The sequence below is a fragment of the Amycolatopsis sp. NPDC104587 genome (assembly GCF_055583645.1).
Map to the genome: position 1 here is coordinate 14,344 of NZ_JBVJNO010000017.1, position 20,213 is coordinate 34,556.

Genomic DNA, 20,213 nt, shown 5'->3' on the forward strand with positions numbered 1-20,213 from the left:
CGACCACCGACCGACTCTGCTCCGATGCGGGCCGAGTTGTCAACGCGCCGATCGGCGGTAATAACTGCCCTGCACACCGCACGCCCGGTGTGAGGTTCACAAACGAAGCCCGACACCCCCGAAGGAGCGCCGGGCTTCGTTCGCCACCAACTTCACGAAGCCGGCAGAGCCGCCAGCCTCGCCGTGATGCGGTCGATGTCGGACACCGCCGTTTCCTTGCGCAGCTTGATCTTGTCGATCACCGGGGCCGGGGCCTTGGCGATGAACGCCTCGTTGCCCAGCTTCGCCTCCGTCTGGGACAGCTCCTTCTCCGCCGCCGCCAGGTCCTTCTGCAGGCGCTTGCGCTCTGCCGCCACGTCGACCGTGCCCGACAGGTCCAGCTCCACCGTCACCACGCCGGCCGCCAGTGCGACCTCGAGGGACGCGCTCGCCGCGAACTCCTCCGACGGCGCCGTCAACCGGACCAGCGACCGGACCGCCTCCTCGTGGCCGCCCGAGTAGCCCGCCAGGCGGGCCGCCACCTTCTGGCCCGGCTTCAGCCCCTGGTCCGCCCGGAAGCGGCGGATCTCCGTCACCAGCTTCTGGACGTCCGCGATCCGCGCGTCCGCGGACGAGTCCGCATAGCCCTCGAAGGGAGCGGGCCAGGCCGCGACCACCAGCGACGCACCGCCGGTCAACGCCGTCCAGAGCTTCTCCGTGATGAACGGGATGAACGGGTGCAGCAGCCTCAGCACCGTGTCCAGCACGTGGCCCAGCACCGACCGCGTCGCCGCGACCCGAGCGTCATCGCCTTGGTACAGCTGGACCTTCGCCAGCTCCAGGTACCAGTCGCACAGCTCGTTCCAGGTGAACTGGTAGAGCGCGCCCGCCACCTTGGCGAACTGGAAGTCCTCGAACAGGCCGTCCACTTCGGACACCAGCGCGCCGAGGCGGCCGAGGATCCAGCGGTCGGACTCCGTGAGAGAAGCAGCGTCAGGCAACGGCGAAGCGACCGAAGCGCCGTTCATCATCGCGAACTTCGTGGCGTTCCACAGCTTCGTGCAGAAGTTGCGGGAACCGGCCGCCCACTCGTCGGCCAGGGCCATGTCCGCGCCCGGGTTGGCGCCGCGGGCCAGGGTGAACCGGGTGGCGTCGGCGCCGTACGCGTCCATCCACTCCAGCGGGTCGATCACGTTGCCGCGCGACTTCGACATCTTCTTGCCCTGCGCGTCGCGGATCAGCCCGTGCAGGTAGACGTGGTCGAACGGCTGCTTGCCGTCCATCTGGTGCACGCCGAACATCATCATCCGGACGACCCAGAAGAACAGGATGTCGTAACCGGTCGACAGGACGCTCGTCGGATAGAACTTGGCCAGGTCCTCCGAGTCGGACGGCCATCCCAGCGTCGACATCGGCCACAGGCCCGAGGAGAACCACGTGTCGAGCACGTCCGGGTCCTGCGTCCAGCCCTCACCCGTCGGCGGCTGCTCGTCCGGGCCGACGCACACCACTTCGCCGTCCGGGCCGTAGTACACCGGGATCCGGTGGCCCCACCACAGCTGGCGCGAGATCGTCCAGTCGTGCATGTTGTCGACCCAGTCGAAGTACCGCTTGCCCAGCTCCGCCGGGTGGATCTTCGTCCGGCCGTCGCGGACCGCGTCGCCGGCCAGCTTGGCCAGCTCCTCGACCTTGACCCACCACTGCAGCGACAGCCGCGGCTCGACGACCGTGTCGCACCGAGAACAGTGGCCGACCGCGTGCACGTACGGGCGCTTCTCGGCCACGATCCGGCCGGCCTCCCGCAGCGCGGCGACGACCGCCGGGCGCGCCTCGAACCGGTCGAGGCCCTCGAACGGCCCCGGCGCGGTGATCTCGGCGCGCTCGTTCATGATCGTCAGCATCGGCAGGTCGTGGCGGCGGCCGATCTCGAAGTCGTTCGGGTCGTGCGCCGGGGTCACCTTGACCGCGCCGGTGCCGAACTCGGGGTCGACGTGCTTGTCGGCCACGATCGGGATGCGCCGCCCGGTCAGCGGCAGCTCGACCTCGGTGCCGACCAGGTGCGCGTACCGCTCGTCGTCCGGGTGGACGGCGACCGCGGTGTCGCCCAGCATCGTCTCGGCGCGGGTCGTCGCGACCACGATCGCGTTGTCGCCGTCGCCGTAGCGGATCGACACGAGCTCGCCGTCGTCGTCGTTGTGGTCGACCTCGATGTCCGAGAGCGCCGTCTGGCAACGCGGGCACCAGTTGATGATCCGCTCGGCGCGGTAGATCAGGCCCTCGTCGAAGAAGTTCTTGAACACCGTCTGGACGGCCTTCGAGAGGTTCTCGTCCATGGTGAACCGCTCGCGCGACCAGTCGACGCCGTCGCCGAGGCGCTTCATCTGGCCGAGGATCTTGCCGCCGTACTCGGCCTTCCACTCCCAGACGCGCTCGACGAACTTCTCGCGGCCCAGGTCGTGGCGCGAAAGGCCCTCGCCGGCCAGCTGGCGCTCGACGACGTTCTGCGTCGCGATGCCCGCGTGGTCCATGCCCGGCAGCCACAGCACCTCGTAACCCTGCATGCGACGGCGACGGCTCATCGCGTCCATCAGGGTGTGGTTGAGCGCGTGGCCCATGTGCAGCGAACCGGTCACGTTCGGCGGCGGCAGTACGATCGAGAACGGCGGCTTCCCCGACGAGGCGTCGGCCGTGAAGTACCCGGCCGCTACCCAGCGGTCGTACATCGGTGCTTCCTCGGCGGCCGGGTCCCAGGCACCCGGAAGGTCGGTGGTCTGCTGCGGAGCGTTCTCGGTCACAATGGACAAGTCTACGAACCCGTCACGGCGGGTCACCCAGGGGGAAGGCACTCGGGATGGCAGAGCCCCAACAGCCGCAGGATCCGGACGACCGGCGCCTGGAGACGCACCCGGACCTGGCGAACCCGGACTGGCAGCGCTACGCCGAGCGGGACGCCTGGCTGGGCGCGAAGAAGGAGCTGAAGAAGCGCCGCAAGCGGGAGCGCCGCGCGGGCGGCTTCCAGCAGCCAGGGCAGAGCCGCTGGCCCGGTGTGCTCGCCCTGCTCCTGGTGGCCGGCCTGGTCGCCGCGGCGATCATCGTGCACCAGATCCAGGGGATCGGCGTCAACGAGTTCGTCTTCTTCGGCTGAACCCGTAACGCTCGTCCCCCGCCGTCGATGATCAGGCATCGACCCTGGGGGAAGCACGTGGACGACGACAACCTGCTCGACTCGCACCCGGACCTGATGGACCCGGAGTGGCGCAAGCACGCGCAGACCGACGCCTGGCTGGGCGCCAAGAAGGACCGCAAGCAGCTCCGGAAGCAGCAGCGCAGACGCGGCTCCCGGAAGCCGCGCACCCGCTGGTGGATCCTCGCCGTCTTCGTGGCGATCCTCGGCCTGACCGTCGCGGGCATCGTGCTGGCAGGCCGTCCTCCGGCGCGTGAGGCGATCCCGGAGACGCCCAACCCGACCCAGGTGGCGCAGTTCGCCCACGTCGACCTGGCCCACCCGTACGCGAACACTCCCGCCCAGGACTGGACCAAGGGCCTCGGCGGCATCACCTCGCCCGCCGCGGCCGCGATCGGCTCGTTCAAGGCCGAAGCGGTCGCGGACGCCTACGCGCGGGCCCGGCAGGCCATCACCGCGGCCCATCTCGACCCGGCCGTGCTGTTTTCGCACGACCCGAAGGCGTTCCTCGCGCTCCTCGCCCCGGACCAGCGCGGGCAGATGACACCCCGGCTCGCGGCGAAGCCGTCGAAGGACCAGGCCGGCTTCAACGCCTACCTGACCGAGATCGCCGACGGCTACCACCTGCTCGACGCGGGCCCCCGCACGTTCGGCACGCTCACCGCGCACGCCGGCGAGAAGCCCGGCGAACTGGCCGTCGACGCGAAGTACGTCGTCGCCTACGCCTTCGACAACGTCCACCCCGAGGGGCTGACCAGCCCGAACGAGATCGTCAGCTTCCTGCGCGTGGACGAGACGTACGTGGTCGCCACCGGTTCGAGCGTCGCGAAGTCGAGCCACGGACTGTGGCTGGACGGCGGCCAGAGCGCGACGTGGTCGGTCGGGTGCGCCGCCGCCAACGAGGGCTTCCTGGCGCCGGACTACGCGAACCCGCGGACCGGCCCGTCGACCGGCGGCCACGACGCGCCCGGCTACTACGACCCGAAGTACCCGGTGCCGACCTTCGACGACTGCCACTGACCCGAGCGCACTCCCGGACGGGGGTGCGTCACATCCAGATGCACAGTCTGAGCTGTACAGTTAACCTGTGTGCATGGGCGAAGTACCTGCGCACGTGGCCGAGACCGCCGGCTGGCTCCGCGGCGTGGTCGCGCAGCTGCACCGGCGGCTGCGCCAGGTCGACAACGCGGGGATCCTGACCCCGTCGCAGTCGGCCGTCCTCAACCGCCTCTACCGCGAAGGCCCGGCCACCCAGGGTGAGCTGGCCGCGGCCGAGCACGTCCGGCAGCAGTCGATGGCCGCCACCCTCGGAGTCCTCGACGAGCTGGGGTACCTCGCCCGCAACGCCGACCCGGCCGACCGGCGCCGCGTGGTCATCGGCCTGTCCGAGGCCGGCACGGACACCGTGCGCGGCGTCCTCCAGCACCGCGACGAGTGGCTCGCCCAGGCGCTGCTGGACGAGCTGACCCCCGCCGAGCTCGAGGTCGTCACGCGCGCGCTGCCACTGCTGCAGCGCGCTGCCCAACACTGAAACCGAAGGAGTCCTGACGAGCACCGTCACCGCACCCGCCAAGTTCGGCGCCCGCCTGGTCACCCCGCTGGTGGCCGGCGCGGTGCTCAACCCGATCAACTCCACGCTGATCGCCGTCGCGCTCGTGCCGATCGGGCAGAGCTTCGGCGCCGGCCCCGGCCAGACCGCGTGGCTGATCTCGGCGCTGTACCTGGCCACCGCGGTCGGGCAGCCGGTGGTCGGCCTGCTGGTGGACCGCTACGGCGCGCGGCGCGTCCTGCTCGGCGGGGCGACGCTGGTGATCATCGCCGGGATCGCCGGCATGATCCCGCTCTCCGTCGGCTGGCTGACCGGGGTGCGGGTCGTCCTGGGGCTCGGCACGTGTGCCGGGTTCCCGGCCGCGATGGCCGTGCTGCGCCACCACGCCGAAGCCGGCGGCCAGGGCGTGCCAGCGCGGGTGCTGTCGGTGCTGTCGATGTCCGCGCAGACGGTGATGGTGATCGGCCCGACGCTCGGCGGGGTGCTGATCGGCCTCTTCGGCTGGCCCGCGATCTTCGCGGTGAACATCCCGCTCGCCGGGCTCTCGCTGGTGCTGGCGCTGTTGTGGGTGCCGAAGGACGACCGCGGCGCGCGCACGGCGAAGCCGATCGACGTCCTGGGCATCACGCTCTTCTCCGCGACGCTGCTGGCGCTGCTGTTCTTCCTGATGAACCCCGGCGCCGAGGCCTGGCTGCTCGCCGTCGTCGCCGCGCTCGGGATCGCGTTCGCGCTGGTCGAGCTGCGGCGCGCGGACCCGTTCCTCGACCTCCGGATGCTCGCGGCCAACCGCGCGATCCTGCGCACCTACCTGCGCCAGGCGCTGAGCTTCATGGCCATCTACGCGATCATGTTCGGCTACGTCCAGTGGCTGGAGACCACGCGGCAGCTGTCGGAGGAGGCTGCCGGGCTGATGCTGCTGCCGATGTCCGGCACGGCGGTGTGCGCGGCGGCGTTTTCCGGGCGCGCGTCCGGGATCAAGGCCCGGCTGGTCACCGTCGCGGTGGCCCTGCTCGGCGGGTCGGCGCTGCTGCTGCTCGTCCATGACGGCACCTGGGTCGGCGCGCTGCTCGCCCTGGCCGCGTTGTTCGGGCTGGCCCAGGGCCTCACCAGCGTCGCGAACCAGACGACGCTCTACCGCGAGGCGCCCGCCGAGCAGATGGGCACGGCCAGCGGCCTGTTCCGCACGGCCCAGTACCTCGGCGCGATCGTGGCCTCGACGCTCATCGCGCTGTGTTACGGCCCGCACGCCGATTCGGCCGGCCTGCACCGGCTGGCGATCGCACTGGTCGTCATCAGCGTGCTGCTGCTGGCCGTCACGGTCGCCGACCGCGGCCTGCGCGCCGCAGTGAATTCCGCGTGAGGTGACGCATCTTTCTCTGAGAAAGTGGCGTTTGGTTGGCGTGAGGTGACGCATCTTTCCTAGGGAAAGTGGCGGGTTGGTGGGGTGACGCACCCCAGGTTCGCGCGCACGGTCCTCGAGGCGCACGATGGAGGCATGACCCGTGAAGCGCCGGCGCAGGACGTGGACGAAGCCCGCCTCGAGGTGGGCAAGCCGAAGGGCTGGGCGGCCGGGATCCCCGGCGTGGCCGTGTCCCTCGCGCGCAGCGTCGAGCAGATGGGCACCGGCCGGACCGTCAAGGCGCTGCGGCTGCTGAACCAGCGTGAAGGCTTCGACTGCCCCGGGTGCGCGTGGCCCGAGCCCCGCGAGGTCGACGGCGAGAAGCGCAAGCTGGCCGAGTTCTGCGAAAACGGCGCGAAGGCCGTCGCCGAAGAAGCCACGAAACGGCGGGTGGGCCCGGAGTTCTTCGCCGCGCACCCGGTCGAGGAGCTGCGCGGGAAGACCGACTACTGGCTGGGCCAGCAGGGCCGGATCACCGAGCCGTTCGTGCTGCGCGAAGGCGCGTCGCACTACGAGCCGATCTCCTGGGACGACGCGTTCGAGCTGGTCGCGGCTGAGCTGAAGGCCCTGACCGACCCGAACGAGGCGTTCTTCTACACCTCGGGCCGCACCAGCAACGAAGCCGCGTTCCTCTACCAGCTCATGGTGCGCTCGTTCGGCACGAACAACCTGCCGGACTGCTCCAACATGTGCCACGAGTCCTCCGGCGCGGCGCTGGCGGCGACCACCGGCATCGGCAAGGGCTCGGTGAGCCTGGCCGACATCCACCAGGCCGACCTGATCGTCGTCGTCGGGCAGAACCCGGGCACCAACCACCCGCGGATGCTCTCGGCGCTCGAGGTCGCGAAGGGCCACGGCGCCCGGGTCATCGCCGTGAACCCGTTGCCCGAAGCCGGGTTGATGCGGTTCAAGAACCCGCAGAACGTCCGCGGGGTGGTCGGCAAGGGCACCCCGCTGGCCGACGAGTTCGCCCAGATCCGCCTCGGCGGCGACCTCGCGCTGTTCCAGGCGGTCGGGCACCTGCTGCTGGCCTGGGACCAGGAGGCGCCCGGCTCGATCGTCGACCGCGACTTCGTCGAGCGGGTCACCGAGGGCTTCGACGACTACGCGAAGCACCTGCGGGAGATCGACTGGCCGGAGGTCGAGCGCGCGACCGGGCTGCCGCGGGAGCAGATCGAGAAGGTGGCGCGGATGATCGCCACCTCCGAGCGCACGATCTACTGCTGGGCGATGGGCCTGACGCAGCACAAACACGCCGTCCCGACCATCTCGGAGATCGCGAACCTGGCGCTGATGCGCGGGATGATCGGCAAGCCGGGCGCGGGGCTGTGCCCGGTGCGCGGGCACTCGAACGTCCAGGGCGACCGGACGATGGGCATCTGGGAGAAGATGCCGCAGTCGTTCATGGACGCCCTCGCCGGCGAGTTCGGCATCGACGTCCCGCGCGAGCACGGCCTCGACACGGTCGACTCGATCCGCGCGATGCGCGACGGCCGCGGCAAGGTGTTCTTCGCCGTCGGCGGCAACTTCGCGTCGGCGACCCCGGACACGGAGGCGACGGAAAAGGCGCTCGAGTCGTGCTCGCTCACCGTGCACGTCTCGACGAAGCTGAACCGCTCGCACGTCGTGCACGGCCGCACCGCGCTGGTCCTGCCGACGCTCGGCCGCACCGAGCGCGACGTCCAGGCCAGCGGCGAGCAGTTCGTCACGGTCGAGGACTCGATGTCGCAGGTGCACACCTCCCGCGGCCGTCTCAAGCCGGCGAGCGAGCACCTGCTCTCGGAGGTCGCGATCGTCTGCCGGCTCGCGGAAAAGCTCTTCGGCGCCGGGCACGCCGTGCCGTGGCGGACGTTCGAGACCGACTACGACCTGGTCCGCGACCGCATCTCGCGGGTCGTGCCGGGCTGCGAAGACTACAACCGGCGCGTCCGCGAGCCGGACGGGTTCGTGCTGCCGCACGCGCCGCGCGACTCCCGCGAGTTCACCGGCACGGCCAACGGCAAGGGCAACTTCACGGTGTCCGAGCTGCAGTACCCGAGCGTGCCCGAGGGCCGGCTGCTGCTGCAGACGATGCGCAGCCACGACCAGTACAACACCACGATCTACGGGCTTTCGGACCGCTACCGCGGCATCGAGAACGCCCGCCGCGTGGTCCTGGTCAACCCGGACGACCTGGCTTCCCTCGGCCTGACCGACGGCGCGCTGGTCGACCTGGTCTCGGAGTGGCGCGACGGCGACCGCCGCGCACCGGAGTTCCGAGTGGTGTCCTACCCGACGGCCCGCGGCTGCGCGGCGGCGTACTTCCCGGAGGCCAACGCGCTGGTGCCGCTGGACTCGGTGGCGGAGAAGTCGAACACCCCGGTGTCGAAGGCCATCGTGGTGCGCCTCGAGCCCCGGTCCTGACGGCTCAGCCCTTGTAGTCGCGCTGAAGGGTGTTGGTCATGTCGGTGACCACGGCCTGGACGTTGTCGAGGGTCGCGGGCGGGATCAGGGCGGCTTCCGTGCCGCCGTCGGCGATCGCCAGGCCCAGCACCACGTTGCCGGTGCGGACCGCCGCCCACTGCTCGGAGAACCCGGCTTCGTCGCCGACGCCGGTGGCGAGCCGGACGCCCGAGTGGTCGGCCAGTGCGTCGGTCATCAGCTGGGTGGCCTTGGTGGCGCCCTGGGCGGCGTTGGAGTCGGTGTAGCGGACGACGGCGATCGTGACCAGCCGGTAGTCCTGCAGGTTGGGCTTCCCGCCGCCGAGGTCGCGGGCGAACAGCCGTTTGCAGCTGGTCAGGGCGTTGTCGTCGCTGGAGCGGTCGGCGGGCACGACCAGGCTGTCGGCCGTCTTGACCGAGCTCGCCGGGATCTCGACGGTCCCGGGCGCGAGCCGGGCGAGCGTGTCCGCGCCGGGCAGCTTGCAGGCGTCGACGGCTTCGGGGTAGTTCGAAACCCCGGAGCCCGACTGGCACCCGGCGCAGAAAAAGGCCGAAAGGACCACCGGAAGGACCCACCACCCGCGGGCGATGCTGCTGCGCATAAATCCCGGACTTTCCGTATTTCCCGAAATTGACTTTCCGGGTGCTCACCGATCGGGTGAACCACTCCGGACCGTCGCGGTGCTGCCGCCGGACGGTTCCCGGAACACTGCCTCACCAGTGGGGCAGCGTCAAGACCAGTGCCACGGGTGGTCCACCGTGGTCCACCCCGGCCGGAAGTCCTCGCGGTGGTTTTCCGGAAATCCCGTCCGCATTTCGCGGAACCGGACAGAAAGGGGGAAAGTAATGAGCAGCCGGTCAATTGACGCAGACGACACCGCTCGACGTGATCGGTTCGTCGCCCGCGGCCGGCGCGCTCCCGCCGCCGGCCGCGCCGGGCCCGTTGTATACCGTTCCGAGGACGACCTCGATGTGCCCCGGCGGCACCGACGCCGACTCCTGCGCGTCCAGCCCGCCGAGCAGCTTCGCGACCTCGGCGCCGCGCTGGGCGAGGTCCGCGCCGAAGCGCACGAGCGACGTCCGGCGGGTGGCGGTGTTCCCGGTGTCCCCCTGGGTGAAGCCGTGCTCGCCCAGGTACCCGGCGACGCGGGCCGCGAGCCCCTCCCGCGGGCCCGCGTTGGCCACGTCGACCGTGACCGGCGCGGCCTGGGCCGACGGCGGCGCGGCGGGCCCGACCAGGCCCGCCGCGAACGACTTCACGGCGGCCGGGTCGACCTGCACCGCCGTCGCGCGCGGGTCGGCCGGGTCGTAGCGGTAGTCCGGGTTCACCACCGGGATCGTCTCGAACTGGATGCCACCGCCGCTGACACCCCGCATCTGCGCGACGAAGTCGAGCAGGTTCCACGACGCGTCGAGCACCACCGACCGCTTCACGGCGTCGATCAGGCCGGACAGCTTGCCGGGGTCGGCCAGCGTGCCCGCCGACAGCACCTGCCGGGCCAGCCCGGCGAGGAACACCTGCTGGCGCCGGACGCGGTCGAAGTCACCACCTTTGAGGTGGTCGCGCTGCCGGACGAAGGCCAGCGCGTCCGCGCCCGAGATCCGCTGCCGGCCGGCCGGGAAATCCGCGCCCGAGTTCTTGTCCTTGGTGGCTTCCTTGAGGCAGACGTCGACACCGCCGACGGCCTTGCTGATCTCGGAGAAGCTGAGCAGGTTCACCTCGGCGAAGTGGTCGATCTTGACGCCGGTCAGGTCTTCGACCGCCTGCCGCGTCGCGCGCCGGGCGGCGGTCAGCGCGGACTGGTCGATCTTCGCCTTGTCGGTCTCCCCGGCCGTCCGCAGCCGCCGCGCCTCGCCCGCCTTCGCCCGGCCGAACGCGGCGTTGATCTTGCCCTTCCCGCCGGGCATCGCGACGTAGCTGTCGCGCGGGATGGAAAACGCTTTCACCTCGCTCGTCCCGTTCGGGATCCGCAGCACGATGAGCGTGTCGGTGAGGTCGTCGCCGTTGGCGCCGACCCGCAGCTCCCGCAGGACGTCGGGCGCGAGCGGCCTGCCCTGCGGGTCGGTGCGGGCGTCCCGGCCGACGAGCAGGATGTCGAGCGAGCCGTCGGCGGGCTGCTCCCCCGGCTTGGCTTCGCCGTCGGCGTCGATCACGCTGTCGCGCGTGACCTCGTCGAGCGCGCGGAGGTTGGTGTAGCCGTACGCCGTGCCGCAGAGAACGACCAGGGCCAGCCCGGCGACGACGATCTTCCCCAGTGGATGCACGCCCTACCGACGCGCGCGGCCCGTCGCCTGCTGCACGCGTGAGGCAGGTCACATCCGCAGGTGGGAGGCGCCGTTGAGGTCGAGGATCGCGCCGGACGCCCAGGTCGCTTCGGCGGAGGCCAGGTAGACGACGGCCGCGGCGACCTCCTCCGGCGTGCCGACCCGCCCGAACGGGCTCTGCGCGCGCAGGGCGTCGTCGACCCGGTCCGCGACGCGCTCGGTGGCGGTGAAGCCGGGCGCCACCGACGTCACGGCGATCCCGTGGGGCGCGAGGGAGAGCGCGAGCGACTGGCCGAACGCGTGCAGCGCGGCCTTGCTCGCGCCGTACGCCGGGTGGTCGGGCTCGCCCCGGAACGCCCCGCGTGACCCGATGTTGACGATCCGGCCCGGCGCCCCGCGGTTGACGAGGTGCCGGGCGACGCAGTAGCTCACGTTCGCCGCGCCGACGACGTTGACGTCGAGGGTGCGCCGCCAGATCCGCTGCCAGTCCGCGTAGGACACCGAGGCGACCGGGTGCGCGGTTTCGGCCGACGGCGCGACGGCGGCGTTGTTCACGAGCACGTCGACGCCGCCCAGCCCGGCTTCGGCCGCGTCCGCGATCCGTTGCGCCGCTTCGGGATCGGCGAGGTCACCCCCGACGAGCACGTGCCCGTCGCCGGGCAACGCGGCGAGCGTCTCCTCGGCGTCGGCGGCGCGGTGTCCGTAGTGGACGGCCACGCGGTGCCCCTTCGCCGCGAAGGCGAGGGACACCGCCCGCCCGATTCCCCGGGACGCGCCGGTGACCAGCACGCCCCCGCTCATCCGAAGAGCTGCACGAGCTTGAGGAACAGCTGGTAGACGCCGTAGGCGAAGGGCAGCACGACCCACGCCCAGGCCAGCACGATCAGCGGCACCCGGTTGGTCTTCGCCGACGGCTCGGTCATCACGCCTCACTCCTCGCGGCCGCGCCTGCGGGCGCCGGCTCGTGGAACTTCTCGTTCACCGGCCGCACCAGCTCGTTGGCCACGAAGCCGACCACGAGCAGGCCGATCATGATGTAGAACGACGTCGTGTAGAGGTCGGGGCCGGACTTGCCCGCCGCCTTCTCGCTGTCGGCGATCGCGTTGACGATCAGCGGGCCGAGCACACCGGCCACCGACCACGCGGTGAGCAGCCGGCCGTGGATCGCGCCGACCTGGTAGGTGCCGAAGAGGTCCTTGAGGTACGCCGGGACGGTCGCGAACCCGCCGCCGTAGAACGACAGGATCACCATGGCGCACAGGATGAACACGAGCTTCGACGAGTTCTGCGTCAGCGCGATCACCAGGTACAGCACCGCGCCGGCACCGAGGTAGGTGCGGTAGATGTTCTTGCGGCCGACCAGGTCCGAAGTGGACGACCAGACGAACCGGCCGAGCATGTTGCACAGCGACAGCAGCGCGACGAACCCCGCCGCCGCGGCCGTGCCGACCGGGGTCGACGTGCTCTTGAAGAAGTCCACGATCATCGGGGACGCCTTCTCCAGGATGCCGATGCCCGCGGTGACGTTGAAGCACAGGACGACCCACAGGCACCAGAACTGCGGGGTCTTGATCGCGTTCGCGGCCGAGACGTTCGCGGTGCTGATCATCGCGTTGCCGTGGTCGGTCTTCTCCTGCCAGCCCGCCGGCTTCCAGTCGTCGGCAGGCACCCGCACGAGCAGCCAGCCCATCGACATGAACACCGCGTAGACGATGCCGTGCACCAGGAACGCCGTTGCGATGGTTCCCTCGGTCGGCGAGGTGCCGAGCATCGAGGACGACCACGGCGACGCGATCAGCGCGCCGCCGCCGAAGCCCATGATCGCGATCCCGGTGGCCATGCCCGGCCGGTCCGGGAACCACTTGATCAGCGTGGACACCGGCGAGATGTAGCCGATGCCGAGCCCGATGCCGCCGACCCCGCCGTAGCCGAGCACGACCAGCCAGAACTGGCCGGTGGCCACCCCGAGCGCGGAGATGAGGAAGCCGCTGGCGAAGCAGCACATCGAGACGAACATCGCCCAGCGCGGGCCGTTCTTCTCGACGAGCGTGCCGCCGAACGCGGCGGACAGGCCGAGCATGACGATGCCGAGCTGGAACGGCAGTGAGCTCTGCGTCCCGGTCAGGTGCATCGTCTTCTCGAGCGGGGTCTTGAACACGCTCCACGCGTAGGCCTGCCCGATCGACAGGTGTACCGACAGGGCCGCCGGCGGCACCAGCCAGCGCGTCCAGGTGGGCGGTGCGACGATCCGGGAACGGTCCAGGAAGCCGGGAGCCATCGGATCCCTCCGTAGAGTGGGGATGATGGAGGGAATGTATTACTAAATACCCGGTGTTGCACCATGCGAGTGTCAAACTTTCCGGCGGAGAAGGGTGTGGGTCATGGGCAGGGTGACCGTGCGCAGGCCGGTGCGGCGGATTTCCGCGACCGGCGACCGGCGCCGGCCCGACTCGCTCGCCGCCGAAGAGCCCCTGGAGCTGCGGGTCGGCGGCAAGGCGCTGGCGGTGACGATGCGCACGCCGGGCCACGACGTCGAGCTGGCCCACGGCTTCCTGCTGTCCGAAGGGGTCATCGGCGGCCGGGAGGACGTCTCGGTCGCCCGCTACTGCGACGGCGTCGACGACCAGGGCCGCAACACCTACAACGTGCTGGACGTCGCGCTGGCGCCGGGCGTGCCACCGCCGGACACCGGGGTCGAGCGCAACTTCTACACGACGTCGTCGTGCGGGGTCTGCGGCAAGGCCGCCCTCGACGCGGTCAAGCTCAAGACCCGTTTCTCCCCCGCTTCGGCCGGCTTCGCGGTGAAGAGCGAGACCCTGTCCGGCCTGCCGGACAAGCTGCGCTCCCGCCAGAAGGTGTTCGCCAGCACCGGCGGCCTGCACGCGGCGGCCCTGTTCACCCCGGACGGCTCGCTCGACGTCGTCCGCGAGGACGTGGGCCGGCACAACGCGGTCGACAAGGTGCTGGGCTGGGCCGTCCTCGAGGGCCGCACACCCGCGCCGGGGCACGGCTTGCTGGTGTCCGGGCGGGCGTCGTTCGAGCTGGTCCAGAAGGCGGCGATGGCCGGGATCGGCCTGCTGGCCGCGGTGTCCGCGCCGTCGTCACTGGCGGTGGAGCTGGCCGAGGAGAACGGCATCACGCTGATCGGCTTCCTGCGCGGCGACTCGATGAACCTCTACACCGGCGACCACCGCGTGCTGACCTGAGCGCCCCAATGTGGCCTTCGGTGCGTCAGACGCAACCAAGGCGGCCTTCGGTGCGTCAGACGCAACCAATGTGGCCTTGGGGCGCTTCCCGCGTACTCACTTAGGCGGTCTCGACCCAGTTGCCGTGGAAGCCGTTCGGCACCCGGTCCGGCAGGTGCACCGCGGCGACGGTCTCCAGCGTGCCCGCGTCGAGCAGCGTGAGGTCGCTGCGCTGCGTCGCCGGGTCGAAGACGAAGCCCATCAGGACGCCGTCGTCCTCGGCCGCGTCGTCGTGGCACGGGACGAAGACGAACTCGCCGGGCTGCCGTCCGTCGCCGAACGCGCGCTCCTGGCGCGAGCCGGTCCGGAAGTCGTGCTTGAACAGCGATCCGCCGGGCTGCGCGCCGTCTTCGGTCGAGATCGAGTAGCCGTAGCGGTGCGGCCGGCCGACGAGCCGTTCGTCGACGCGCGGGAACTCCTGGCCGCGGTCGTCGAGCCGCTCCTCCAGGACCTTGCCCGCGCTGAGGTCGACGGTCCAGCGGTCGAGCGTCGGGCCGCCCTCACCCGGGCCGTGCAGCTCGCGGTCGAACATCTTCGGGTGGCGGACGACGTCCAGCACGATGCCGTCGCCTTCGTCGTGGGCGTTGAGCGGGTGGAAGACGTAGCACGGCTCGACGTCGAACCAGCGGACGTCGCGGTTCTGGCCCTCCCGCGGCATGACGCCGATCCGGGCCGGGTACTTCGGGTTCCAGCGGTAGGGCAGGCCGCCGTTCGCGCCGATCTTGCTCGCCATCATCGCGGTCACCGGGTCCGGCACGCGGACCTTGCCGACCATCGCCGACAGCACCAGCTTCGCGGGGGTGCGCAGCGCACTGGGCACGTTGGCGGCCACCGCCATGTCGGTGTTGAACGTCACCGGCAGGTCGTAGAAGACGACGTACTTCTCGGTCAGGGAGAAGTCGTGCATCATCGGCGACCCGGTGACCTCGACGTCGACCGTGCGGCGGACGTGCCCCTCGACGTCGATCACCGAGTACTGGACCTTGTTGCCCATGCCGAAGAAGTACGACACGGCGTGCAGCTCGCCGGTGCGCGGGTCGCGCTTGGGGTGGGCGGTGTAGCCGCCCGGCAGCGTGCCGTCGAAGTCGCACTGGCCGACGGTGTCGAGCTCGTCGGTCAGCTCGTAGATGGGCGCGCCCGCCTCGACCAGGGCGAGGGTCTTGCCGGCGTGGCCGACGACGTTGGTGTTGGCGCCGAGCGCGTCCAGCCCGCAGAACCGGCTGGCGTCCTCGCCGTTCAGCGTCGCCGAGACCGACGGGTTGCGCACCCAGCGGTTGCGGTACCACTCCGCCTTGCCGTCGCGCAGGCGGACGCCGTGGACCATGCCGTCGCCCATGAACCAGTGGTAGGCCGCCGGGTCCACTTCGGACAGCGGGTTGGGCCCGTTGCGCAGGTAGCGGCCGTCGAGGAAGTCGGGGATGTGCCCCGTGACGGCCAGCTCGGTGATCGTGTACTCCCGGCTCACCGGGCCGAAGTTTCCTTCGAGGAACTTGTTGCCCATGCCGAACCCCTCCGAGGCTGTCATAACTTGGTTATGACACCATTTATAACAGGGTTATGAGATACTGGCAAGCATGAGCCCGAAACCCCGAGCGAACGACGTCAAGGAGCGGCTCGTCGAGGCCGCCATCCGGCTGCTCGACGACGGCGGCCCCGAAACCCTGCAGGCCCGCAAGCTCGCGGCCGAGGTCGGCGTCTCGACGATGGCCGTGTACACCCACTTCGGGGGCATGGCCGCGCTGGTCGACGAGGTCGCGCGGACCGGGTTCCTGCGGCTTTCGGCACGCTTGGGCGAGGTCGGCGAGACCGACGACCCGGTGGCGGACGTCTTCAGCCTGGCCCGGACCTACCGGCAGGCGGTCGCCGAGCAGCCGCAGCTGTTCGCCGTGACGTTCGGCCAGTCGGCCCCCGGCGGCAAGCGGGCCACGCTCTCGGACCTCACGACCGAGGAAGGCCGCGAAGCCGCCCAGGAGGGCCTGGAGGCGTTCGAGCACATCGTCCGGGCGACCGAACGGGCGATCGACGCCGGCCGCTTCCGGCCCGCGGAGAAGTACCAGGCGGCGGCACAGCTGTGGAGCGCGCTGCACGGTTTTGTCACGTTGGAGGCGTCCGGGCACTTCGGCCTCGACGAACAGGGTATAGACCACATCTTGATACCCCTGGGAATCACGCTGGCCGTGGGCCTGGGAGACACTGTGGAGCGGGCCGAACGCTCGACCGAGGCCGCCAAAGCGGCTTGGCGCGCGAAGACCCGAAACGCCGGGCAAGGTGAGAACGACTAACCCGGCGGGTGGGACGCGAGGGGAACGCGGAGCGGGTGCGCGGCGTCCTAGGGAAGAGCAGGCGGGGACGGAGACAGGTGAACGAGGAAGACGGGGATCGCGGGGACGCGGCGGGGGCCGAGCCCCAGACCGCGGCCGGGGCGGCGGTCCGGGACGCGCGCAGGTGGCTCAGCCGCCGGTCGGCCCTGATCGCGGGGGCGTCCGGGCTCGCGGTGGCCGGCCTGGCGGTCGGCACGGCGACCGGCAAGCTGCCGTTCAGCCCGGCGCTGCAGCGCGCGCTGGGCGTGGCGTCGTCGAACCCGACGACGCAGCTGGGCAGCACGCGGGTCGAGCGGGTCTACTCCCAGGCCCGCGGGCGGATGGTCGACCTGGTGTTCGTGCTGCCGTCGAAGACCCCGCCGAAGGGGCTCCCGATGTCGCTCATGCTGCACGGCCTGCACGGCAACGCCCGCAGCGCGGCGCCCACCGGCACGCTCAAGCAGCTCGCCAGCGACGTCGCCCGCAAGGCGGTCCCGGCGTTCGGCTTCGTGGCCGTCGACGGCGGCGACAACTACTGGCACCAGGTGCACCCGAACGACGACCCGATGGCCATGCTGCTGGAAGAGGTCCCGCAGTGGCTGCGGGCCCGTGGCTTCGCCGGCGACACCGGCCTGCCGTTCGCCTGCACGGGCGTGTCGATGGGCGGGTTCGGCGCGCTGCTGTACACGCGCCGCCGGGTCGAGCGGCGCCAGCCGCCGGCCGCCGTCGCGACGCTGGCCCCGGCCCTGATCCTGTCGTGGCAGGAGATGGCCAAGCGGCACATCTTCACCGGCATCCAGGACTGGACGGCGCTCGACCCGCTGCGGCACGTCGACGAGACCAAGGGTGTCGCGAACGGCATCTGGTGCGGCACGGAGGACCCGTTCATCACCGGCGTCCGGCGGTACATCGACGCGGCCCACCCGGCGGTGGCGCACACCGCCCACGGCAAGCACGGTGACACGTTCAACCGGACCGTGGTGCCCAGCCTGGTCAGCTTCCTCGGCAAGCACGTCCCCCGCGCGGACTGACCGCCCGCGGCAGCTTTGTCCACATCCCCCGATTTCCCTCCCCAACCCCGCATCTTTCTCAGGGAAAGTGGCGTCTTGAGGTGGGACCTCAGCAGGTGAAGTGGACCCGGGTGGTCGTGCGGCCCGGGATCCAGTACGTGCGGACCAGGTCGGCGAGCCGGTGCACCAGCAGGAGCCCGCGCCCGCCCAGCGTCGCCGCCGGGGGCGGGACGCGGCCCGCCAGCGGCTCGGTGATCGTGCCCGCGTCGGTCACCTCGGCGACCAGCTGGCGTTCTTCCGTCCACAGGCGCAGCACGCCGGTGCCGCCGCCGTAGAGGACGCTGTTCGTGGTCAGCTCCGCAATCGCCAGCGCGAAGTCGTCCCGGCGGGGCCGGCGCAGGCCGTGGCGGGCGGCCCAGATCTCCGCGAAGCGGCGCAGCGACGCCAGCTGGGCGACGTCGAACCGGCGCTCGACCGCGACCGGCGGCGGCACCAGCGGCCGCGTGACGTCCGCCCGGGCGCCGTCGGGGTCGAAGCGCGCGCTGGGCGCCCGGCCGCTCGAGGCCCACAGCTCGGGGTGGGTGCGCTCGACGTCGGCCAGGACCTCCGGCGGCAGCGCCGCGACGTCGTAGGGGCACAGCACGGCGACGTCCCGGCCGGCAAAAGCGTGGTTGACGACCACCTCGTGCAGCACGCACTCCGGGTACTCGACGTCGGTGCGGGCGGCCCACATCGGCTCCCCCACGATCCGCACCGGCCTCGCGTGCTCGCCGGCGAAGGCGAGCAGCACCGACGGCAGGATGGCGCCGGGATTGCGGCCGGCCTCGCACATGTCGATCAGCCGGACGTGGGACGCCCGGTCGCCCAGGGCATTCTCGAGGAGCTTCAGGTTCCGCTCCGGCACGGCCACAGCCACGGGTTCACCCTGGTCGAGGCCTTCGACCAGGAACGGAACGACGCCATCGAGATACTCAGTGTCACCACGGTAGAGCAGTGCGGGATGCCGGAACGGTCCGCGCGCATCTGCCACGGGAAATTCTTACCCAAAAGCGGGTGAACTCAATCGGGCCGGAAAGAGGGAATTCACTCCACCCAGCGGCCGACGACCGAAATCAGCCAGAAGCCGACCAGGGTCGCGAGCGCGAACAGCAGCACCCAGCCGAACAGCTGACGTCGTTCGGTCACCCCGCGCGCCTGCCACAACCCGTACCCCGCGACGAGGAACAGCGGGACCGGGATCAGCGGCAACGGCGACAGCCGTGCCACCACGCCCACGACACAGGTGCCGGTGAACACGGCCAGCACGCCCATCAGGACGCGGTTCAGCCACGTGTACCGGTCGAAGACCGACGCGATCACGCGCTCGCTCAGTTCGAGGAACCCCGGAGCCGTCCCGGCCGGGGCGCCCTCGGCGGGCGCCGGGGCCGGCTCCGGCGGAGGCGGCGCCTGCACGCCTCCACCGGGGACCGTGCCCCCGGAGCCCGGGAAAGAGTCAGCAGTCATTCAGCTTTCCTGTCGGGTCTCCGGGCCGGGGTGGCCCGGAGACACCCGGGTCAGGCCGACTTCTCGCCGCGCTCGCTGCGCGTGCGCCTCGTCGGCTGCCGGGCGACGATCGTCGGGTTCACGTTCTCCCGGACCGTCTGCTCGGTGATGACGACCTTCGCCACGTCGTCGCGGCTCGGGATGTCGTACATCACCGGCTGGAGCACTTCTTCCATGATGGCGCGCAGCCCGCGGGCGCCGGTCCCGCGCAGGACCGCCTGGTCGGCGATCGCCTCGAGCGCGGTCTTGGTGAACTCGAGCTCGACGTTGTCCATCTCGAAGAGCTTCTTGTACTGCTTCACCAGGGCGTTGCGCGGCTGGGTGAGGATGCTGACCAGCGATTCCTTGTCCAGGTGGTTGACCGTCGCCACGACCGGGAGCCGGCCGATGAACTCCGGGATCAGCCCGAACTTGATCAGGTCCTCCGGCATCGTGTCGGAGAAGACGTCGCTCTCCTCGATCTCGGACTTCGTGCGGATCTCCGCGCCGAAGCCGAGGCCGCGCTTGCCGACCCGCTCGTTGATGATCTTCTCCAGCCCGGCGAACGCGCCGGCCACGATGAACAGCACGTTCGTCGTGTCGATCTGGATGAACTCCTGGTGCGGGTGCTTGCGGCCGCCCTGCGGCGGGACCGAAGCGGTCGTGCCTTCGAGGATCTTCAGCAGCGCCTGCTGCACACCTTCGCCGGAGACGTCCCGGGTGATCGAGGGGTTCTCCGACTTGCGGGCGATCTTGTCGACCTCGTCGATGTAGATGATCCCGGTCTCGGCCCGCTTGACGTCGTAGTCCGCCGCCTGGATGAGCTTGAGCAGGATGTTCTCGACGTCCTCGCCGACGTACCCGGCCTCGGTGAGCGCCGTGGCGTCCGCGATCGCGAACGGGACGTTCAGCAGCTTCGCCAGGGTCTGCGCGAGGTAGGTCTTGCCGCACCCGGTGGGGCCGAGCATCAGGATGTTCGACTTCGCGAGCTCGACCGACTCGTCCTTGGAGTCCTTCGGCCCGGCCTTGTCGTCCGCCTGGATCCGCTTGTAGTGGTTGTAGACCGCTACCGCGAGGGTCCGCTTGGCGTCGTTCTGGCCGATGATGTACTGCTCGAGGAACTCGTGGATGTCGGCGGGCTTGGGCAGCTCGTCGAGCTTGACGTCGCCGGCCTCGGCCAGCTCCTCCTCGATGATCTCGTTGCAGAGGTCGATGCACTCATCGCAGATGTAGACCCCGGGGCCGGCAATGAGCTTCTTCACCTGCTTCTGGCTCTTCCCGCAGAAAGAACACTTCAGCAGGTCTCCGCCGTCACCGATCCGTGCCATGGCCGTTGACCTC

General features: G+C 70.7%; 18 protein-coding genes. 8 read left to right on the plus strand and 10 right to left on the minus strand.

Annotation, left to right across the window (positions count from 1 at the left end; genetic code table 11):
* Window positions 1–152: 152 nt before the first annotated feature.
* Entirely contained in the window at window positions 153–2,774 is a 2,622-nt protein-coding gene (locus ACZ61C_RS39980; RefSeq protein WP_465313143.1) for a valine--tRNA ligase, read from the minus strand.
* 56 nt (window positions 2,775–2,830) lie between these two features.
* On the opposite strand from ACZ61C_RS39980, the gene ACZ61C_RS39985 reads away from it, so the two are divergent.
* The 5 genes from ACZ61C_RS39985 to ACZ61C_RS40005 all read left to right on the plus strand — a co-directional run bounded on the left by ACZ61C_RS39985 (window position 2,831) and on the right by ACZ61C_RS40005 (window position 8,514).
* Window positions 2,831–3,124 carry a hypothetical protein gene (locus tag ACZ61C_RS39985; RefSeq protein ID WP_465313144.1) on the plus strand — a complete coding sequence of 98 codons (294 nt, stop codon included), beginning with the start codon at window positions 2,831–2,833 and terminating at the stop codon, window positions 3,122–3,124.
* Between the two features lie 57 nt (window positions 3,125–3,181).
* The gene (locus ACZ61C_RS39990) at window positions 3,182–4,183 is read left to right on the plus strand and encodes a hypothetical protein (RefSeq protein ID WP_465313145.1); all 1,002 of its coding nucleotides are present in this window, start codon (window positions 3,182–3,184) and stop codon (window positions 4,181–4,183) included.
* Between the two features lie 73 nt (window positions 4,184–4,256).
* On the plus strand, window positions 4,257–4,694 hold the full coding sequence (locus ACZ61C_RS39995) for a MarR family winged helix-turn-helix transcriptional regulator (RefSeq protein WP_465313146.1): 438 nt from the start codon (window positions 4,257–4,259) through the stop codon (window positions 4,692–4,694).
* A gap of 70 nt (window positions 4,695–4,764) precedes the next feature.
* On the plus strand, window positions 4,765–6,072 hold the full coding sequence (locus ACZ61C_RS40000; protein ID WP_465313147.1) for an MFS transporter: 1,308 nt from the start codon (window positions 4,765–4,767) through the stop codon (window positions 6,070–6,072).
* A gap of 135 nt (window positions 6,073–6,207) precedes the next feature.
* Window positions 6,208–8,514 carry an FdhF/YdeP family oxidoreductase gene (locus ACZ61C_RS40005; protein WP_465313148.1) on the plus strand — a complete coding sequence of 769 codons (2,307 nt, stop codon included), beginning with the start codon at window positions 6,208–6,210 and terminating at the stop codon, window positions 8,512–8,514.
* Window positions 8,515–8,518: 4 nt separating this feature from the next.
* On the opposite strand, the gene ACZ61C_RS40010 is transcribed toward ACZ61C_RS40005, so the two are convergent.
* The 5 genes from ACZ61C_RS40010 to ACZ61C_RS40030 all read right to left on the minus strand — a co-directional run bounded on the left by ACZ61C_RS40010 (window position 8,519) and on the right by ACZ61C_RS40030 (window position 13,074).
* Entirely contained in the window at window positions 8,519–9,133 is a 615-nt protein-coding gene (locus ACZ61C_RS40010) for a hypothetical protein (RefSeq protein ID WP_465313149.1), read from the minus strand.
* Window positions 9,134–9,389: 256 nt separating this feature from the next.
* Window positions 9,390–10,796, minus strand: coding sequence for an LCP family protein (locus ACZ61C_RS40015; protein WP_465313150.1), 1,407 nt, complete (start codon window positions 10,794–10,796; stop codon window positions 9,390–9,392).
* Between the two features lie 48 nt (window positions 10,797–10,844).
* Window positions 10,845–11,597 carry an SDR family NAD(P)-dependent oxidoreductase gene (locus ACZ61C_RS40020; protein WP_465313151.1) on the minus strand — a complete coding sequence of 251 codons (753 nt, stop codon included), beginning with the start codon at window positions 11,595–11,597 and terminating at the stop codon, window positions 10,845–10,847.
* The gene (locus tag ACZ61C_RS40025) at window positions 11,594–11,719 is read right to left on the minus strand and encodes an MFS transporter small subunit (RefSeq protein WP_465313152.1); all 126 of its coding nucleotides are present in this window, start codon (window positions 11,717–11,719) and stop codon (window positions 11,594–11,596) included. The genes ACZ61C_RS40020 and ACZ61C_RS40025 overlap by 4 nt, the downstream gene beginning before the upstream one ends.
* Window positions 11,719–13,074, minus strand: coding sequence for an L-lactate MFS transporter (locus tag ACZ61C_RS40030; protein WP_465313153.1), 1,356 nt, complete (start codon window positions 13,072–13,074; stop codon window positions 11,719–11,721). The genes ACZ61C_RS40025 and ACZ61C_RS40030 overlap by 1 nt, the downstream gene beginning before the upstream one ends.
* A gap of 103 nt (window positions 13,075–13,177) precedes the next feature.
* On the opposite strand from ACZ61C_RS40030, the gene fdhD reads away from it, so the two are divergent.
* A complete protein-coding gene (gene fdhD, locus ACZ61C_RS40035; protein ID WP_465313154.1) occupies window positions 13,178–14,002 on the plus strand; it encodes a formate dehydrogenase accessory sulfurtransferase FdhD in 825 nt (274 codons plus the stop codon).
* A gap of 100 nt (window positions 14,003–14,102) precedes the next feature.
* Here fdhD and ACZ61C_RS40040 read toward each other — a convergent pair whose 3' ends face one another.
* A complete protein-coding gene (locus tag ACZ61C_RS40040; RefSeq protein WP_465313299.1) occupies window positions 14,103–15,542 on the minus strand; it encodes a carotenoid oxygenase family protein in 1,440 nt (479 codons plus the stop codon).
* A gap of 73 nt (window positions 15,543–15,615) precedes the next feature.
* Between ACZ61C_RS40040 and ACZ61C_RS40045 the strand changes: the two genes are divergently transcribed.
* Window positions 15,616–16,323, plus strand: coding sequence for a TetR/AcrR family transcriptional regulator (locus tag ACZ61C_RS40045; RefSeq protein WP_465313155.1), 708 nt, complete (start codon window positions 15,616–15,618; stop codon window positions 16,321–16,323).
* 77 nt (window positions 16,324–16,400) lie between these two features.
* Window positions 16,401–17,372 (plus strand): alpha/beta hydrolase, encoded by a 972-nt coding sequence (locus tag ACZ61C_RS40050; RefSeq protein ID WP_465313156.1) that lies wholly within the window; start codon window positions 16,401–16,403, stop codon window positions 17,370–17,372.
* Between the two features lie 88 nt (window positions 17,373–17,460).
* Here ACZ61C_RS40050 and ACZ61C_RS40055 read toward each other — a convergent pair whose 3' ends face one another.
* Genes ACZ61C_RS40055 through clpX form a run of 3 tightly spaced genes read right to left on the minus strand, consistent with a single transcriptional unit; the run spans window position 17,461 to window position 20,200 of the window.
* A complete protein-coding gene (locus ACZ61C_RS40055) occupies window positions 17,461–18,381 on the minus strand; it encodes an anti-sigma factor RsbA family regulatory protein (protein ID WP_465313157.1) in 921 nt (306 codons plus the stop codon).
* 53 nt (window positions 18,382–18,434) lie between these two features.
* Window positions 18,435–18,854 carry a hypothetical protein gene (locus ACZ61C_RS40060; RefSeq protein ID WP_465313158.1) on the minus strand — a complete coding sequence of 140 codons (420 nt, stop codon included), beginning with the start codon at window positions 18,852–18,854 and terminating at the stop codon, window positions 18,435–18,437.
* Between the two features lie 50 nt (window positions 18,855–18,904).
* On the minus strand, window positions 18,905–20,200 hold the full coding sequence (gene clpX / locus ACZ61C_RS40065; protein WP_465313159.1) for an ATP-dependent Clp protease ATP-binding subunit ClpX: 1,296 nt from the start codon (window positions 20,198–20,200) through the stop codon (window positions 18,905–18,907).
* Window positions 20,201–20,213: the final 13 nt, after the last annotated feature.

Bases quoted from the DNA above. Each gene is read 5' to 3' on its own strand.
- ACZ61C_RS39985 (WP_465313144.1), top strand. From the start codon at position 2,831: ATGGCAGAGCCCCAACAGCCGCAGGATCCGGACGACCGGCGCCTGGAG.
- ACZ61C_RS39995 (WP_465313146.1), top strand. From the start codon at position 4,257: ATGGGCGAAGTACCTGCGCACGTGGCCGAGACCGCCGGCTGGCTCCGC.
- ACZ61C_RS40005 (WP_465313148.1), top strand. From the start codon at position 6,208: ATGACCCGTGAAGCGCCGGCGCAGGACGTGGACGAAGCCCGCCTCGAG.
- ACZ61C_RS40010 (WP_465313149.1), bottom strand. From the start codon at position 9,133: ATGCGCAGCAGCATCGCCCGCGGGTGGTGGGTCCTTCCGGTGGTCCTT.
- ACZ61C_RS40020 (WP_465313151.1), bottom strand. From the start codon at position 11,597: ATGAGCGGGGGCGTGCTGGTCACCGGCGCGTCCCGGGGAATCGGGCGG.
- ACZ61C_RS40025 (WP_465313152.1), bottom strand. From the start codon at position 11,719: ATGACCGAGCCGTCGGCGAAGACCAACCGGGTGCCGCTGATCGTGCTG.
- ACZ61C_RS40030 (WP_465313153.1), bottom strand. From the start codon at position 13,074: ATGGCTCCCGGCTTCCTGGACCGTTCCCGGATCGTCGCACCGCCCACC.
- fdhD (WP_465313154.1), top strand. From the start codon at position 13,178: ATGGGCAGGGTGACCGTGCGCAGGCCGGTGCGGCGGATTTCCGCGACC.
- ACZ61C_RS40040 (WP_465313299.1), bottom strand. From the start codon at position 15,542: ATGGGCAACAAGTTCCTCGAAGGAAACTTCGGCCCGGTGAGCCGGGAG.
- ACZ61C_RS40045 (WP_465313155.1), top strand. From the start codon at position 15,616: ATGAGCCCGAAACCCCGAGCGAACGACGTCAAGGAGCGGCTCGTCGAG.
- ACZ61C_RS40060 (WP_465313158.1), bottom strand. From the start codon at position 18,854: ATGACTGCTGACTCTTTCCCGGGCTCCGGGGGCACGGTCCCCGGTGGA.
- clpX (WP_465313159.1), bottom strand. From the start codon at position 20,200: ATGGCACGGATCGGTGACGGCGGAGACCTGCTGAAGTGTTCTTTCTGC.